The sequence below is a fragment of the Burkholderia sp. JP2-270 genome (assembly GCF_003233675.1).
GTDB lineage: Bacteria > Pseudomonadota > Gammaproteobacteria > Burkholderiales > Burkholderiaceae > Burkholderia > Burkholderia pyrrocinia_C.
Genome location: NZ_CP029826.1, coordinates 977,669 through 993,224, shown reverse-complemented (window position 1 = coordinate 993,224; position 15,556 = coordinate 977,669). Strand labels below are relative to the sequence as shown.

Sequence of the window (15,556 nt, the reverse complement as noted above, 5' to 3'; positions counted from 1 at the left end):
GCGCATTCAGGCACGTGCGGGCGGGCCTTCCCGGCCAACAATCCCCTGACACACCTGACAGACACATCGCGGCCCGATGAATCGTCCGATAGCGCGTCACAAAAAATGGTGCAGCCGTGACGCGCCCGCGCGTTCCGCCTACTTGTCGGCCGCAAACGCACTCGACATCTGCCGCGCCCGCTTCACATCGTCGCCATGCAGATAAATCGACGTCGTCGAAATCGATGCATGCCGCAAGTTGTCTCGCACTGTCGTCAACTCCGCCCCGCGCGCAAGCGCGTGCGTCGCATGCGTATGACGCATCCAGTGCGGGCTCGCCTGCCGCAGCTTCTGCGCGAGCGCCGGGTTATCGGCATCGACGACATCGGCCGTCTGCGCGAAAAAGCGCTGCATCACCTTCCACAGCCGCACGCTCGTGATCGCGGCCGCACCGTCTTCCGCGAGGCTCGGGATCAGCGGCGTATCGGGCCGCCAGCGCACCGGCGTGACCGGCAACCGGCGCGCGACCAGATGACGATCGAGCGCCATGCGCGCCAGCGGCGGCAGCGCGACGCGCGCGGCCTTGCGCCCCTTGCCGATCACCTTCAGCCACGCGTCGCCGTGCGCATCCGTCTCGATGTCGCCGAGCGTCGCGCCGACCAGCTCGCTCGCGCGCAGCCCGGTCGCATAACCGAAATCGAGGATGAAGCGCAGCCGCTGCGCGGCGGCAAGCGTCCAGCCGGACGACGCGTCCTTGCGAAACTCGAGCCCGTCGGCGATCGTGCGGACCAGCAGCCACTCGCCTTCGGTGAATGCATGCGACGTGTCGAGTGCGTTCGGGCCGCGCGTGTCGCGCACCTTGACGCCCGCGAACGGATTCGCGAGCAGGTAGCGCTGCTCGATCAGCCAGCGGAACAGCGCGCCGAGCACCGACAGCGTGTACGCCGCCGAACGCGCGGACAGCCCGCCCGAGAACGGCCGCCAGTCCGGCGCGCCGCGCGGCCGCACGGGCCCGACCCAGCGCTCGTGCGGCGTCGGGCGGCGCACGAACGCGCGATAAGCGACCGCATCCTCGGTCGTCAGCGACGACAGCGCACGCCCGCGCTCGACGATCGCCCACAGGATCAGCCGCTCGGCCTCCTTCCGGTATGCGCGCCGCGTCGCAGCCGATTCGTGCAGAGACAGCCACGCGTGCACGGCCGCGTAATCGTTGTCCGCGTCGAGCGTGCTGGTCGCGCGCGGTGCGCGGAACGTGCCGGCCGACCCGTCGACCTCGTGCGGCAGCTTCAACTGCTCCCACGGCACGATGCTGCCGCGCGGCGTCGCGGCGATCAGCGCGCGCGCCCGTTCGGTCAGGTCCGGATGCGCGGCGAAAAACGCCTCGATGCGTCGTGCACTGGCCATGCCGAGGCCGGGAATCGCGCTCCACCACTGGCGCCGGCGCGGAATCCGGACGGTCAGATCGGCCAGCGTCGCGATCCCGTGCGCACGCAGCGCAGCGACCGCGCGCGAGGGCAGCCACAGGCCGACGTCGTCGCTGATCTGCGGGACCGGCGCGCGCGCATGACGCAGCAGGCCGATCGCTTCGGTCGCGGCCTTCGCCTCCCGCACACGCTCACCGTCGGGATGCCCGAGCCGTTCCGCGAGATCGGGCCGGCCGGCCAGCCGTGCGACGCGCACGAGGCGGCGGCGAATGCCGCCGATCACGCCGCGCGCCGAGCGCCCAGCGCCGAGACGATCGGGCAGGTAGCGCTCGACGGCCTGGCGCACGGTCATGCCCGCGTACCACGCGCGCAGTGCGGCCAGTTCGTCGGCGTCGGGAAAGCCTGCGGGCGCAGGCGCGGAATCGGAGGAAGGCGGTAAGGCGAGGCGCGGTGTCATGGGCGCCAGTTTGACAGAAGCGCGCGCGGCCGGAAACGTCGTGCGCGGCGTTTCGCGCACGACGATGGCGATGCGCGATGCCGAACCGTTCCGGCATCGCGCCAGCGCATCGATCGAACCCGTCAGCCCGTGACCGGCGTGCGCCGCACTTCCGACAGGTAGATCAGGATCAGCGACACCCACACGATCCCGTACAGGAACATGAAGCAGGTCGTGCGCACGCGCAGCAGGTCGAGCAGCACGCCGAACAGGATCGGCAGCAGGAAGCCGCCGAGCCCGCCCGCGAGCCCGACGATGCCCGTGACGACGCCCATGTTGTCCGCGAAATCGTCGGCGACGTACTTGAAGGTCGAGGCCATCCCGAACGCGAACACCGCGCCGAGCGCGAAGGTCAGCGCGACGAAGCCGGCCACCGGCATCGACACGTTCAGCGTCGCGGTGCCGTCGATCGTGTGGATCACGAAGTCGGTCGCCGGATACGACAGCAGGAACAGCGCGATCCACGCGACCCACAGCCCCCACCACGTGACCGCGTGCGCGCCGAAGCGGTCGGACAGCGCGCCGCCGAGCGCACGCAGCACGGAGCCCGGCAGCGAGAAGCCGGCCGCGAATGCGGACGCCATCACGAGCGACATCCCGTATTCGCTCTTCAGGTACTGCGGAATCCACAGCGACAGCGCGGTGAAGCCGCCGAACGTGATCGAGTAATACTGGCAGAGCCGCCACACGCGCGGGTCGCGCAGTACCTTGAACGAATCGAGCCACGAGCCGCCGCGCTTGCCCGCGCCCGGATCGGGCGCCGACGCGAACCAGAAGATCAGGGCCGTGACGAGCAGCGCGACCGCATACACGCGCGGCACGAAGCGCCAGCCGTATGCATTGAGCAGCAGCGGCGTGACGAACAGGTTGACCGCCGCGCCGCACGTGCCAGCGCCGAATACGCCCATCGCGAGACCGCGCCGCTGCGGCGGGAAGAAGCGCGCGACATACGGCGTGCCGACTGCGAACGACGCGCCGACGCAGCCGAGAAACAGCCCGATCAGCAGGAACTGCCAGAGCTGCGTCGCATAGCTGACGATATAGACGGGCACCGCGCACACGACGAGCAGCACCGTCATCACGATGCGGCCGCCGAAGCGGTCGGTCCACGTGCCGAGCGGCAAGCGCATCAGCGCGCCGGTCAGCACGGGCGTCGACGTGAGCAGCCCGAACTCCGTGCTGTTCAGCCCGAGATCGGTGCGCAGCTGCACGCCGAGCACGCCGAACATCATCCACACGACGAAACACACCATGAATGCGAGCGTGCTCGCGGCCAGCACCGACCACGCGCGCAGCGGGATGGCCGGCGCGTTCGCGACCGGCCCGGCGCTACCTTGTTGAGTTGCCATACGCAAAACCCCGTTATTGGACCAGCGGCCCGTTCGCGCCGTCGAATTCGACGCCTTCGACGCGCGCACTGCCCGCGAGAATCGCCACGTACTGCCGCATCGCCCGCTGCCGCACGCGTTCCGACAGGTACGCGGCGATCTGCGCGGCGGCTTCGTCGAACGGCACCGCGTCGCCCGGCACGCGGCGCTCGATCCGCACGATGTGGAAGCCGAAGCGCGTGTTGACGAGTTTCGGCAGCACACCGAGCCCATCGGTATCGAACAGCGCGGCTTCGAATTCCGGCACGGTGTCGCCGCGCAGCAGTTGCCCGAGGCTGCCGCCGATTTCCGCCGACGGGCAGTTCGACGACGCGCGCGCGACCACTTCGAACGTATCGGGCGCGGCGACCACGTCGGCCAACGCGCTTTCCGCGCGCCGTCGCAGCGGCGCGAGCGGCACGCGGTCCGTCACCGCGAACAGCACGTGGCTCGCATAGACGATGTCGTTGCGGCGAAAGCGCGCCGGATGCTGCGCGTAGTAGCGCTCGCAATCCGCGCGGTCGGGTTCGGGCACGTGCGTCAGCTCGCGCTCGAGCAACGCGTCGACGGCCGCGTCGTCGAGCGGCGCGCGTTCGTCGAGCAGCGCGAGCGATACCGCGCGCTGCCGCAGCAGCTCGCGCACCGCGAGCGAACGCCGTGCCGCATCGAGCGGATCGGGTGCGTCGCCGTGATGCGCGGCCTCGGCCGCGATCGTGTCGTCGTCGATCGCGACGCCGTTGACGCGCAACGCGACCGGCGCGTCGGAGAGAACGTCGTTCATGCGGCCTCCTCAGCGCTTGCGCACGAGCTGGTACGGCCGGATCAGGTACGCGACCGACGCGATGCCGCTCCAGATATGCACCATCCGCGTGAACGGCGACACGAGGAAGATCGTGAAGCCGAGCAGGATATGCAGCCGGTACGTGAGCGGCACGCCGACGAGCAGGCTCGCGATGTCCGGCCGGAACGTGACGACACCCTTCACGTAGTCGGTGAGCTGCTCGAACATCGCGCCGTCCATATGGCGCGTCGACAGCACGACGGTGCCGAGCCCCAGCGCGAGCTGCACCCACAGCATCAGCACGATCAGGATGTCCGACTTGCGGCTGTTGCGGCGGATGCGCGGATCGCCGAGGCGACGCCAGATCAGGATCGTCAGCCCGACGATCGAGGCGACGCCGGCGGCGCCCCCCGCGACCATCGCGACGAGCTGGTGCCCGGACGCCGACAGGAACGGCGACACAAGCCAGTGCGGCGCGAGGAAGCCGCCGAAGTGCCCGAGCACGACGACGAGCACACCCCAGTGGAACAGATTGCTGCCGAGTCGCAGCATGCCGTGGCGCAACAGCTGCGACGAATCGCTTTTCCACGTGTACTGCTCGCGGTCGAAGCGGATCAGGCTGCCGACCAGCAGCACGGCGAGGCAGATGTACGGGTAGATCCCGAACAGGAACCGATGCAGAGTGTCGTTCATGTGTTTCCCCAGTTGGGCCTGCGCTTATGCGCCGCGGGCGGGCCGCTTGTCGTGGAACCGCACCGTCTGCTCCGCCGGCACCGGCGTTGCAGCGCCGACGAAGCGCACGGCCTCGTCCGCATACGATGCGTCGAGCGCGCGGTAATCGTCGGCGCTCGGCCGCTCGGCGGCCACGTCGTCGGCTGCGGCATCCGGCGCGTCGGCCAGCGAGAGTCCGGCCATCGGCAGCAGCGCGCCGACGACGAAGCTGTAATGGCTGCCGCGCTGTGCGAGCGCGCCGGCCAGCGCGCGCAGGATCTCGCCGGTTTCGGCGAGCAGCTTGCGCGCGTCGGGCGCCGGCAGTCGAGACAGGTATTCGAGGAACACGGGCAGGTAGTCGGGCAATTCGCCCTGGTTCAGGAACAGCCCGTGCCGCTCGTACATCTGCAGCAGGTCGACCATCGCCTGCCCGCGGTCGCGCGATTCGCCGTGCACGTGCTCGAACAGGTACAGCGACGTCGCGCGGCCGCGGTCGAACAACCCGACATAGTTCTCCTGCAGCGTGAGCAAATCGCGCTCGCGCACGTAGCCAAAGAACCGGTCGAGGCCCGCGCGCACCGTTTTCGGCAAACGCGCACTGTCACGCAGATGCGCTTCGATCGAGTCGAGCGCGGCGACGAGCGTATCGTCGGGATAGTCGAGCAGCGCCGCGAGCGCCGCATAGGTCGGATCGGTTGCGGTGTTCATCGCGAGGCCTCGTGGATCGGAATCGTCTTCGTGCCCTTCTTCGTGCTGAACAGGCTCGCTTCGGAACGGCCGTCCGAGCAGCCGTTGCCGAACGAGAAGCCGCACGATGCGCGCAGGTCGTACGCGTTCTCCGCATACTCGCGGTGCGTCGTCGGGATCACGAAACGATCCTCGTAGTTCGCGATCGCGAGGTAGCGGTACATCTCCTCGACCTGCGCGAGCGACAGCCCGACCTGGTCGAGCACGCCACGCGCATCGACGCCGTCCACGTGACGCGCACGCATGAACGCGCGCATCGCAAGCAGCCGTTCGAGCGCGAGCTTCACGGGCGCTTCGTCGCCGGCCGTCAGCAGGTTCGCGAGATAGCGCAGCGGGATGCGCAGCGATTCGACGTCGGGCAGGTAGCCGTTCATCCCGAGCGCGCCGCTGTTCGCGGCCGCGTTGATCGGCGACAGCGGCGGCACGTACCACACCATCGGCAGCGTTCGGTATTCCGGATGCAGCGGAAACGCGATCTTCCAGTCGATCGCCATCTTGTAGGTCGGCGAACGCCGCGCGGCGTCGAGCCACGCGGCCGGCACGCCATCGCGTTCGGCCTGCGCGATCACGGCCGGGTCTTCCGGGTCGAGGAACAGCGACAGCTGCGCTTCGTACAGGTCCTTTTCGTTCTCCGCGCTGGCCGCCTCGCTGATCCGGTCGGCGTCGTACAGCAGCACGCCGAGATAGCGGATGCGGCCCACGCAGGTTTCCGAACACACGGTCGGCTGGCCGGCCTCGATGCGCGGATAGCAGAAGATGCACTTCTCGGCCTTGCCGCTCTGCCAGTTGTAGTAGATCTTCTTGTACGGGCATCCAGACACGCACATGCGCCAGCCGCGGCACTTGTCCTGGTCGATCAGCACGATGCCGTCTTCCTCGCGCTTGTAGATCGAGCCCGACGGGCACGCCGCGACGCACGCCGGGTTCAGGCAGTGCTCGCACAGGCGCGGCAGGTACATCATGAAGGTGTTCTCGAACTGCCCGTAGATGTCCTTCTGCACCGATTCGAAGTTGTAGTCCTTCGCGCGCTTCTCGAATTCGCCGCCGAGGATTTCCTCCCAGTTCGGCCCCCACTCGATCTTCTCGAGCCGCTGGCCGCTGATGAGCGAGCGCGGCCGCGCGACCGGCATCGCACGCGTATTGCCGGCTTCCTGCAGATGCGCGTAGTCGAACGTGAACGGCTCGTAGTAGTCGTCGATCTCGGGCAGGTGCGGGTTCGCGAAGATCTGCGCGAGCAGTCGCCACTTGCCGCCGAGGCGCGGTTCGATCTTGCCATCGGCACGCCGCTGCCAGCCGCCGCGCCAGCGGTCCTGGTTCTCCCAGTCCTTCGGGTAGCCGATGCCCGGTTTCGTCTCGACGTTGTTGAACCACGCGTATTCCATCCCCTCGCGGCTCGTCCACACGTTCTTGCAGGTCACCGAGCAGGTATGGCAGCCGATGCACTTGTCGAGGTTCAGCACCATCGCGATCTGTGCGCGTACCTTCATGACGTTTCTCCTGCCCGTGCCTGCGTTGTCGGGTCGACCGCGGCTTCTTCACCATCGAGCCAGTCGATCTTGTTCATCCTGCGCACGATCAGGAACTCGTCGCGATTCGAGCCCACCGTGCCGTAGTAGTTGAAGCCGTACGCGAGCTGCGCGTAGCCGCCGATCATGTGTGTCGGCTTCAGCGCGATGCGCGTGACCGAGTTGTGGATGCCGCCGCGCGTGCCGGTGATCTCGGAGCCCGGCGTGTTCACGATCTTCTCCTGCGCGTGGTACATCATCACCATCCCGGACGGAATCCGCTGGCTGACGACGGCCCGCGCGCACAACGCGCCGTTCGAGTTGTAGCACTCGATCCAGTCGTTGTCGGCCACGCCGATCGCCTTCGCGTCGTCCTCCGACATCCACACGATCGGGCCGCCGCGCGACAGCGTCAGCATCAGCAGGTTGTCCGTGTACGTGCTGTGGATTCCCCACTTCTGGTGCGGCGTCAGGAAGTTCAGCACACGCTCGGGGTTGCCGTTCGAGCGCTTGCCGACCATGTGCGCGTAGCTCCCCGTGTCGACCGGCGGCTTGTACGCGCACAGCGATTCGCCGAATGCGCGCATCCATGCGTGATCCTGGTAAAGCTGCTGGCGGCCGGTCATCGTGCGCCACGGCACCAGTTCGTGCACGTTCACGTAGCCGGCGTTGTACGACACGTGCTCCGATTCGATCCCGCTCCACGTCGGCGACGAGATGATCTTGCGCGGCTGCGCCTGGATGTCGCGAAAGCGAATCTTCTCGTCCGCGCGCGCGGCGGCCAGGTGCGTATGGTCGATGCCGGTGATGCCGGACAGCGCGCGCCACGCCTTCACCGCCACTTCGCCGTTGGTCTCCGGCGCGAGCGCGAGGATCACCTCGGCCGCGTCGAGCGCCGTGTCGATGCGCGGGCGCCCTTGCGCGGCACCGTCGGCCACCTTGTAGTTGAGCTCGCCGAGCAGCTTCACCTCGTCCTTCGTGTCCCAGCCGATGCCCTTGCCGCCATTGCCGAGCTTGTCCATCAGCGGCCCGAGCGACGTGAAGCGCGCATATGTGTGCGGATAATCGCGCTCGACGACGGTCACGGTCGGCATCGTGCGGCCCGGCACCGGCTCGGATTCGCCGCGCTTCCAGTCCTGCACGTCGAACGGCTGCGCGAGTTCGCCCGGCGTGTCGTGCGCGATCGGCGCGAGCACGACGTCGCGCTCGACGCCGAGGTGCCCGTCGCACAGCTCGGAGAAACGCTTCGCGATCCCCTTGAAGATCTCCCAGTCGCTCTTCGATTCCCACGCGGGATCGACCGCCGCCGACAGCGGATGGATGAACGGGTGCATGTCGGACGTGTTCATGTCGTCCTTCTCGTACCACGTCGCGGTCGGCAGCACGACGTCCGAGTACATGCAGGTGGTCGACATCCGGAAGTCGAGCGTCACGAGCAGGTCGAGCTTGCCGCGCGGCGCTTCGTCGTGCCACGTCACCTCCTCGGGGCGCGTTCCGCCCGTCGCGCCGAGATCCTCGCCCTGCACGCCGTTGGTCGTGCCGAGCAGGTGCTTGAGGAAATACTCGTGCCCCTTGCCCGACGACCCGAGCAGGTTCGAGCGCCACACGAACAGGTTGCGCGGGAAGTTGCCGGGGGCATCGGGATCTTCGCTCGCCATCTTCAGCGCGCCCGATTTCAACTGCTGCGCGATCTCGGCGCCGGCGTGCGCGGGATCGGCAAGCGCCGCGCCGGCTCGCAGCGGATTCACCGCGAGCTGCGGCGCGGACGGCAGCCAGCCCATCCGTTCCGCGCGCACGTTGTAGTCGATCGGCGCGCCGTGGAACTGCGACTTGTCCGCGAGCGGCGACAGCAGCGTGGCCGGGTCCATCGGGTCGTAGCGCCACTGGTCGGTGTGCGCGTAGAAGAACGACGTCGCGTTCATCTGGCGCGGCGGGCGGTTCCAGTCGAGCGCGAACGCGAGCGCGGTCCAGCCCGTCTGCGGCCGCAGCTTCTCCTGGCCCACGTAGTGCGACCAGCCGCCGCCCGGCTTGCCGATGCAGCCGCACATGATCAGCATGTTGATGATCGCGCGGTACGACATGTCCATGTGGAACCAGTGGTTGATCCCGGCGCCGATGATCACCATCGACTTGCCCTGCGTCTTGTGCGCGTTCTCCGCGAACTGCCGCGCGACCGAGATCACGTCCGCGCGTTTCACGCCGGTGATCGCCTCCTGCCACGCCGGCGTGTAGGGCAGGTCGTCGTCGTAGCTCGCGGCCACGTCGCGGCCGCCGAGGCCCTGGTCGAGCCCGTAGTTCGCGACGAACAGGTCGTAGACGGTCGCGACCAGCATGTCGCCGTTGCGCGTCGCGACGCGCCGCACGCCGATCCGGCGCGACAGCTCGGAAGCATGCTGCGTCGAGTTGAAGTGCGTGTGCGGCTGGTTGCCGAAGTATGGGAACAGCACGTCGACCACGTCGTCGTGCGCGGCCGTGCAAGACAGCCGCGGCGACAGCGCCGCGCCCTTCGACGTCTCGCCGCGCAGGTTCCACTTGCCCTTGTCGGCGTCGTCTTGCTGCCCCCAGCGGAAACCCACCGAGCCGACCGGCACGACGAACTCGCCGGTCACGTCGTCGATCATCACGGTCTTCCAGTCCGGATGCGCTGCCTCGTCGAGCGCGTCGTCGAAGTCGGACGCGCGCACGAGGCGCTCGGGCACGTAGCCGTCACCGTGCGGCACGAGCCGCACGAGGCAAGGCATGTCGGTATAACGCTTGCAGTAGTCGGCGAAGTAGTCGCTCTTCCCCGCCAGATGGAATTCCTTGAGGATCACGTGACCCATCGCGAGCGCGAGAGCCGCGTCGGTGCCCTGCTTCGGGTGCAGCCACAGGTCGCCGAACTTCGCGCCTTCCGAGTAGTCGGGGAACACCGACACGACCTTGGTGCCGCGATAGCGCGCCTCGACGAGGAAGTGCGCATCCGGCGTACGCGTCTGCGGGACATTGGAGCCCCACATCATGATGAACGTCGAGTTGTACCAGTCGGCCGATTCCGGCACGTCGGTCTGCTCGCCCCACGTTTGCGGCGATGCCGGAGGCAGGTCGCAATACCAGTCGTAGAAGCTCAGGCACACGCCGCCGATCAGCGACAGGTAGCGCGAACCGGCCGCGTACGACACCATCGACATCGCCGGAATCGGCGAGAAACCGACCACCCGATCGGGGCCGTGCCGCTCCACCGTGTGCACGTTGGCCGCCGCGACGATCTCGTTGACCTCGTCCCAGCTCGCGCGCACGAAGCCGCCGAGCCCGCGCCGGCTCTGGTACGCGCGGCGGGCTTCGTCGTCGTCGACGATCGAGCGCCACGCGTCGACCGGCGCCAGCGTACGCCGGCGTTCGCGCCACAGCTTCACGAGCGCGCTGCGCACGAGCGGATGCTTGAGGCGGTTCGCGCTATATAGATACCAGGAGTACGAAGCGCCGCGCGAGCAGCCGCGCGGCTCGTGGTTCGGCATGTCGGGGCGCGTGCGCGGATAGTCGGTCTGCTGGGTTTCCCACGTGACGATCCCGCCTTTCACGTAGACCTTCCACGAGCACGAACCCGTGCAGTTCACGCCATGGGTCGAGCGGACGATCTTGTCGTGCTGCCAGCGCATCCGGTAGCCGTCTTCCCATCGACGGTCCTCGTCCGTGACGGCACCGTGTCCGTCGGAAAAGCGTGGCCGCGTGGTGGAGAAATAACGCAATCTGTCCAGGAAATGGCTCATGGGGATCTCGTTTTTCCGGTCTTTTGGCAGACCCTGATTATTTAAGGCGGTGATATACCGGTTGTAAAGGACGACTTGATTTCGATCGCCCTACCCTGTTTCACCGTGCTCGAAACGATTGTCATGGGGATCGACATATCATGATTTGATACAAATCACGATATCGTTGACCCGGCAGCAACACCGAAACCCGGTGCGAAGCGAGCGCGCGGCGCGCGCCTGTTATGCTGCGCACTGCATTCCAGCGTCATCCGTTTCGTTCACCTCCGCGAATCACGTGGCAGCGAGCGGACTTCGCATTGAATTGCAATGGACAATCCGGCATCCGCAGCAGGGTTCGCGGGCCACAGCGCGTCATTCATCGAACGCGGCGCCGGACGTTCTATGCATTTCCGGCCGTCGGTCAATAAAACCCTTATATATAAGAACCGCAATTTCATGACATCACGCCTTCTCGCCGCGCTCGTTGCCGCGGCCTTGAGCTGCACCGCACTGCCCGCCGCCCACGCGCGCACCTACATCGCACCGACGGCGTCGTTCGGGAAAGGCGCTCATGTCCACCAGTTCGTGCTGCGCGACCCCGTCACGCACGAGCCGCTGCCGAATGCGCGGTACCGGCTGTTCCTGCCCGGCCAGGTCGTCGCGGGCCTGCCCGTCAAGCCAGATCAGCACGACAGCGTGATCTTCGGCACGACCGACGCCGCGGGGCGCACCGTCAGGATCCGGCTGCCGAAGGTTCATCCGCAGAAGCAGTGGGTGTTCAACCCGATCGTCGGCGAAGGCGACATGGGCGAATCGTTCCGGCTGGTCGAGCCATTCGGCAACGAGCCGCTCGGCAAATTCCCGTATGTACTGGACGTGGAAAACGAATATCTGGCGTGCGGCTACTCCGACGCGAACGGCTATACCTACTACGCGCAATCGCGCACGCCGCGGAACGTCAGTCTTTACGCCGGGACGCTGGCCGGGTCCGCCGACGCCGACTGGTGCGCGGGCCCGGGCGCCGCCATCGCGAACGGCGCGAGCGATCCCGGCGCGCCGGACCTGTACACGCAATACCTCGGCAGCCTGGTGGCCAACGGCAGCCGGATCAGCGTCGGATTGCGGCAACAGATCGTCACCAAGCTGCTGTCGCTCGCGATCGCCGGGCACGACGCGGGCCGTGTCGCCGCGGTGCTCGATCTCGGCGAGATCCCCGACGACCGCCTGAACGATATCGGCTATCGGCTCGTCGACGCGGGTGTGGAAGTCGATCGCGGGCTCGCGATGATCGACGCGCATCTCGCGAAGTCACCGGACGATGCGTACGCGCTCGACAGCAAGGGCTGGGCGCTGTATCGCCTCGGCCGCAACGACGAGGCGCTCGCGTGGTTCGACCGGTCGATCGCGATCTTCGCGAAGAACGACGACAGCGATGCACGCGAAGCCTATGCGACCGGCCTGACGCACAGGGGCGAAGTGCTGTGGAAGCTGGGACGCCAGGATGAAGCGCGCGCTGCGTTCGCGCAGGCGCGGAAGATCCAGCCGAAAAACACGGAGCTGGAGGAAACGGTGAAGCGGCTGGAGATACAGGTCGGGCAGGACGGTGCGAAGGCGCCGGGAACGGCAGCCGCGCAAGCGGAGTAACGGCGCCGGGCAGCGGCGCGAAGCGACGGGGCCGATGCGGCAATGGCTGCCGCCGGCTTTTCGAAAGACGGCCGCCGGACCTGTCAGGCCCGGTCGACCGGGAGACGCGGGCAGAGCATGGCCCGCGTCACTCCTCGCCTTTCACGCCCGGATTGAGCATCACGACGAAGCCGGCCACGCCGACGATCAACGCGATCGCGCCGCCGCGCAGCGCCATCGCTTCATCGAACAGCAGCCCCGTCACGACGGCCATCATCCCGACGAGCGACACGAACACGGCGATCGCCGCGACGACGATCCGGTACTGGCGGCGTATCATCTCGCACCCGCCGCATTATGCCGCGGCGGCGGCCGATACGTCGGCGTCGTCGCCGCGAATCAGCAGCACCGGGCATTTCGAGCCGCGCACGAAGCGCTCGGCGACGCTGCCGAGCAGCACGCGCCGGATGCCGCGCCGCCCGTGCGTGCCGACCACCGCGAGATCGATCCCGCGTTCCTTCACGTAGCGCTGCAGGCGTTCCGCGATGTCCTCGCCGATGCTCTCGGTCTCGACGAGTTCGGCCTCGCCCTTCGCACCGGCAGCCGCGACGATCTGTTCGGCTTCGCGCAGCACCTTGAACCCGTCTTCACGGATTTCCTCGATGAGCGCATGCGGGTCGAACCGGCCCGCGTAAGTGAACAGCACCGACTTGTCGACCACATACACGACGCTGACGTGCGCGTCGCCCGCCAGTGCCATCCTCACTGCCTCGGCAAGCGCCTGTTTCGACGTAGCGCTGCCGTCGACGGCCACCATGATCTTCTCGTACATGCGAACCTCGCTGGGGTGAACTGCCGCGCACCGTATCGCGCGCGGCCATGTCGCCATCATCGGCGGCTGGCGGGTTCGGTTGTTGATGACGATCAAGCCGGGCCGGTTTTCGATCCGCGAACCGGCTTCGCGGGCGCCCGCCACGCGCGCGGCGTTCGGCCGCCGCGTAGGACGGAAAACCCGCGTTTCCCGTCGCTCGATTCACTCGGGAAGGTGCTTTCCCTGTTGCGTCGCACAACGTGCCGGGCTTGCTGGCGCCGGGGCGAGCCGATCGTCCAGCGGAGATTCCGAGGGTGGCGTGCGGCGGCCGCGGGCCGCCAATGCGCGACCGGATCGAGCGGCCATCGCGCCGAAAGCGCTATCATCGAATGTACGACTTTCGTCCGGCCCTTTTTTGCCGGCTCACTTTCAACTCGCTCAACCGACATGACAACGACTACCGAACGCGTGGACGGCGCCGCCCAGCATCTCGTCGCCGCCCGCCATGCCGGCTCGCCCGGCCCGCTGCTACCCGATGCGCTGCGCCCCGAGGACGTCGACACCGCGCTGGCGATCCAGCAGCGCGTCGCCGACCTGCTCGGCGAACCCGTCGGCGGATGGAAATGCGCGCTGCCGCCGCCCGACCGCGTGATCCTCGCGCCGATTTTCGCGTCGACGATCCGCGAAGCCGATGCGCCGTACCGCGTCGTCGGCGGGCCGATCGTGCGGATCGAACCGGAAATCGCGTTCGTGCTCGATCGCGACCTGCCCTCGCGCGAACGGCCGTACGACGAGAACGACGTGCGCGGCGCGATCCGCGAAGTGCGCATCGTGCTCGAAGTGCTCGGCTGTCGTTATGCGGAGCCGGCGCGCGCGTCGAAGTTCGAGCTGCTCGCCGACGGGCAGTTCAACCAGGGGCTGTGCGTCGGCCCGGTCGTGCACGACGGGCTGAACGTGCCGCTCGCGACGCTGGCGCTGTCGTTCGAAGGTGCGCTGAACCGCACGATCGACGGCCGCCATCCGGACGGCGATCCGCTGAAGCCGCTCGTGTGGCTCGTCAATTTCCTCGCGTCGCGCGGCGATGCGGTGCGCGCCGGTCAGATCGTGACGACCGGTTCGTACGCGGGCGCGATCGACGTGCCGCTCGGCGATGCGCTGACGGTCCGCTTCGGCGAGCTCGGCAGTTTGTCGGTGACGTTGACGGCGTGATGCGCGCGGCATGCGGACGGGCTCGACTCGGCCCTCCGTTTTGCCACGCTGCGATGGCCGCGACGTGCGCGCGGCGCGCTTTCCGGTCGTTGTCGGGCAGCGATCGAGACGACGGCTGATGCGGTCGGCAGGCAGCGAATGCGTCAGCGTGATGCGAAACGTGGGTCGCCGCGTGGTCCGCCACGCCGGATCGACGCGGCTCATTCCGGACGCTCGTTTGCCCTTGAGCGGCGTAACGCTCCGGACAAACCACGGAAACGGAGTGGCTTCAATGGTCGAAACGACAGACCCGATCGACGGCGCCGCCTGCTACCGGACGCCGACCGAGCTGAACGTCGACGCCTTCATCGCTCCACCCGACTAGCTGTCGGACCGTTTCAGCTTCATCGATACGGAAAATCGTTCGGCCGGGTGAATGCTGATCGAGATTTCGAACGCAATGCCAGCCGAATCGATATAGCGCCGCACGATTTCAAGCGCGGCCGTTCCCGCCGGGATCTTCAGCCGCGCAGCCATGTCCGGCGAGACGTTCACCGCCTGCACGTTCTGCTGGATTTCCGCGACGCATCTCCCGTAGCGCGCCTCGATCAACGAACTGATCAGCGTGTCCGGCTCGCTGCGAACCGTCTCCACGATGTCGGCATAACCGGGATCGAGATAGACATCCGTCCAGCCGATCGGCGGACGCGACGCGTCGTGTTCGACACGCAAGCTCGAAATGCGCAGCCAGCGTGCGCCCTCTTCGCACTTCAGCACCTTCGCGAGCTTGCCGGCAACGGCAAGCTGTTCGACCGACTGCACCACACGCAGATGCTCCGAGCCGAACTGAACGAGATCCTCGACCGACGAGAGTGACGGCCGGAAGTCGTTTTTCGGCTGTGCCGATTCGACGCGCGTCCCGGCGTTCTTGCGGCGCGAGACGAAGCCGAGCTGCTGCAGCTCGTGCAGTGCCGCACGGATCGTATGCCGGCTGGTCTGGTACAGATCGCGCAATTCGAGCTCGGTCGGCAGGTAGGAGCCAACCGGGAAGCGGCCCGACGCGATGCCTTCGGTCAGGTCGCGCGCAATCTCGGCAAAGTGGGGTCTGTTCATTTTCTCGGCGAATCGGTCGTCGCCGACAGTTTAAGGGTAAACATCGCTTGAGCGATATGTCCGGACATAATACGCTCCTATAT

The 15,556-nt window shown here is 67.4% G+C and carries 13 protein-coding genes; 3 read left to right on the top strand and 10 right to left on the bottom strand.

Going from position 1 to position 15,556, the window contains the following annotated elements; translation table 11 throughout:
* Positions 1-138: 138 nt before the first annotated feature.
* Complete coding sequence (locus DM992_RS37265) at positions 139-1,860, bottom strand: site-specific integrase (protein ID WP_111021248.1); 1,722 nt, start codon at positions 1,858-1,860, stop codon at positions 139-141.
* On the opposite strand from DM992_RS37265, the gene DM992_RS43460 reads away from it, so the two are divergent.
* A complete protein-coding gene (locus tag DM992_RS43460) occupies positions 1,859-1,993 on the top strand; it encodes a hypothetical protein (protein WP_275427578.1) in 135 nt (44 codons plus the stop codon). The genes DM992_RS37265 and DM992_RS43460 overlap by 2 nt on opposite strands.
* On the opposite strand, the gene DM992_RS37260 is transcribed toward DM992_RS43460, so the two are convergent.
* From DM992_RS37260 to DM992_RS37235, 6 genes are read right to left on the bottom strand one after another with little or no spacing between them, the layout of a single operon-like run.
* Positions 1,983-3,248, bottom strand: coding sequence for a nitrate/nitrite transporter (locus tag DM992_RS37260; RefSeq protein ID WP_111021246.1), 1,266 nt, complete (start codon positions 3,246-3,248; stop codon positions 1,983-1,985). The genes DM992_RS43460 and DM992_RS37260 overlap by 11 nt on opposite strands.
* Before the next feature lie 13 nt (positions 3,249-3,261).
* Positions 3,262-4,047 (bottom strand): peptidylprolyl isomerase, encoded by a 786-nt coding sequence (locus tag DM992_RS37255; RefSeq protein ID WP_111021244.1) that lies wholly within the window; start codon positions 4,045-4,047, stop codon positions 3,262-3,264.
* A 9-nt stretch (positions 4,048-4,056) separates the two neighbouring features.
* Complete coding sequence (gene narI / locus DM992_RS37250; RefSeq protein ID WP_111021242.1) at positions 4,057-4,740, bottom strand: respiratory nitrate reductase subunit gamma; 684 nt, start codon at positions 4,738-4,740, stop codon at positions 4,057-4,059.
* Between the two features lie 24 nt (positions 4,741-4,764).
* Positions 4,765-5,466 carry a nitrate reductase molybdenum cofactor assembly chaperone gene (gene narJ, locus DM992_RS37245; protein ID WP_111021240.1) on the bottom strand — a complete coding sequence of 234 codons (702 nt, stop codon included), beginning with the start codon at positions 5,464-5,466 and terminating at the stop codon, positions 4,765-4,767.
* Positions 5,463-6,992 carry a nitrate reductase subunit beta gene (gene narH / locus DM992_RS37240; RefSeq protein WP_111021238.1) on the bottom strand — a complete coding sequence of 510 codons (1,530 nt, stop codon included), beginning with the start codon at positions 6,990-6,992 and terminating at the stop codon, positions 5,463-5,465. Before narH ends, narJ begins: the two co-directional genes overlap by 4 nt.
* Positions 6,989-10,756: a nitrate reductase subunit alpha gene (locus DM992_RS37235; RefSeq protein ID WP_111021236.1), complete on the bottom strand. Its 3,768-nt coding sequence runs from the start codon at positions 10,754-10,756 to the stop codon at positions 6,989-6,991. Before DM992_RS37235 ends, narH begins: the two co-directional genes overlap by 4 nt.
* Positions 10,757-11,194: 438 nt before the next feature.
* On the opposite strand from DM992_RS37235, the gene DM992_RS37230 reads away from it, so the two are divergent.
* The gene (locus tag DM992_RS37230; RefSeq protein WP_239511484.1) at positions 11,195-12,382 is read left to right on the top strand and encodes a tetratricopeptide repeat protein; all 1,188 of its coding nucleotides are present in this window, start codon (positions 11,195-11,197) and stop codon (positions 12,380-12,382) included.
* A gap of 127 nt (positions 12,383-12,509) precedes the next feature.
* On the opposite strand, the gene DM992_RS37225 is transcribed toward DM992_RS37230, so the two are convergent.
* Both DM992_RS37225 and DM992_RS37220 read right to left on the bottom strand, forming a co-directional pair.
* Positions 12,510-12,701: a DUF2964 family protein gene (locus DM992_RS37225; protein ID WP_111021234.1), complete on the bottom strand. Its 192-nt coding sequence runs from the start codon at positions 12,699-12,701 to the stop codon at positions 12,510-12,512.
* 15 nt (positions 12,702-12,716) lie between these two features.
* On the bottom strand, positions 12,717-13,193 hold the full coding sequence (locus DM992_RS37220; RefSeq protein WP_111021637.1) for a universal stress protein: 477 nt from the start codon (positions 13,191-13,193) through the stop codon (positions 12,717-12,719).
* 426 nt (positions 13,194-13,619) lie between these two features.
* Here DM992_RS37220 and DM992_RS37215 point away from each other — a divergent pair, with 426 nt between their 5' ends.
* Complete coding sequence (locus DM992_RS37215; RefSeq protein WP_111021232.1) at positions 13,620-14,381, top strand: fumarylacetoacetate hydrolase family protein; 762 nt, start codon at positions 13,620-13,622, stop codon at positions 14,379-14,381.
* 360 nt (positions 14,382-14,741) lie between these two features.
* Here the strand turns inward: DM992_RS37215 and DM992_RS37210 are convergent, their stop codons facing one another.
* Positions 14,742-15,473, bottom strand: coding sequence for a GntR family transcriptional regulator (locus DM992_RS37210; protein ID WP_111021230.1), 732 nt, complete (start codon positions 15,471-15,473; stop codon positions 14,742-14,744).
* Positions 15,474-15,556: the final 83 nt, after the last annotated feature.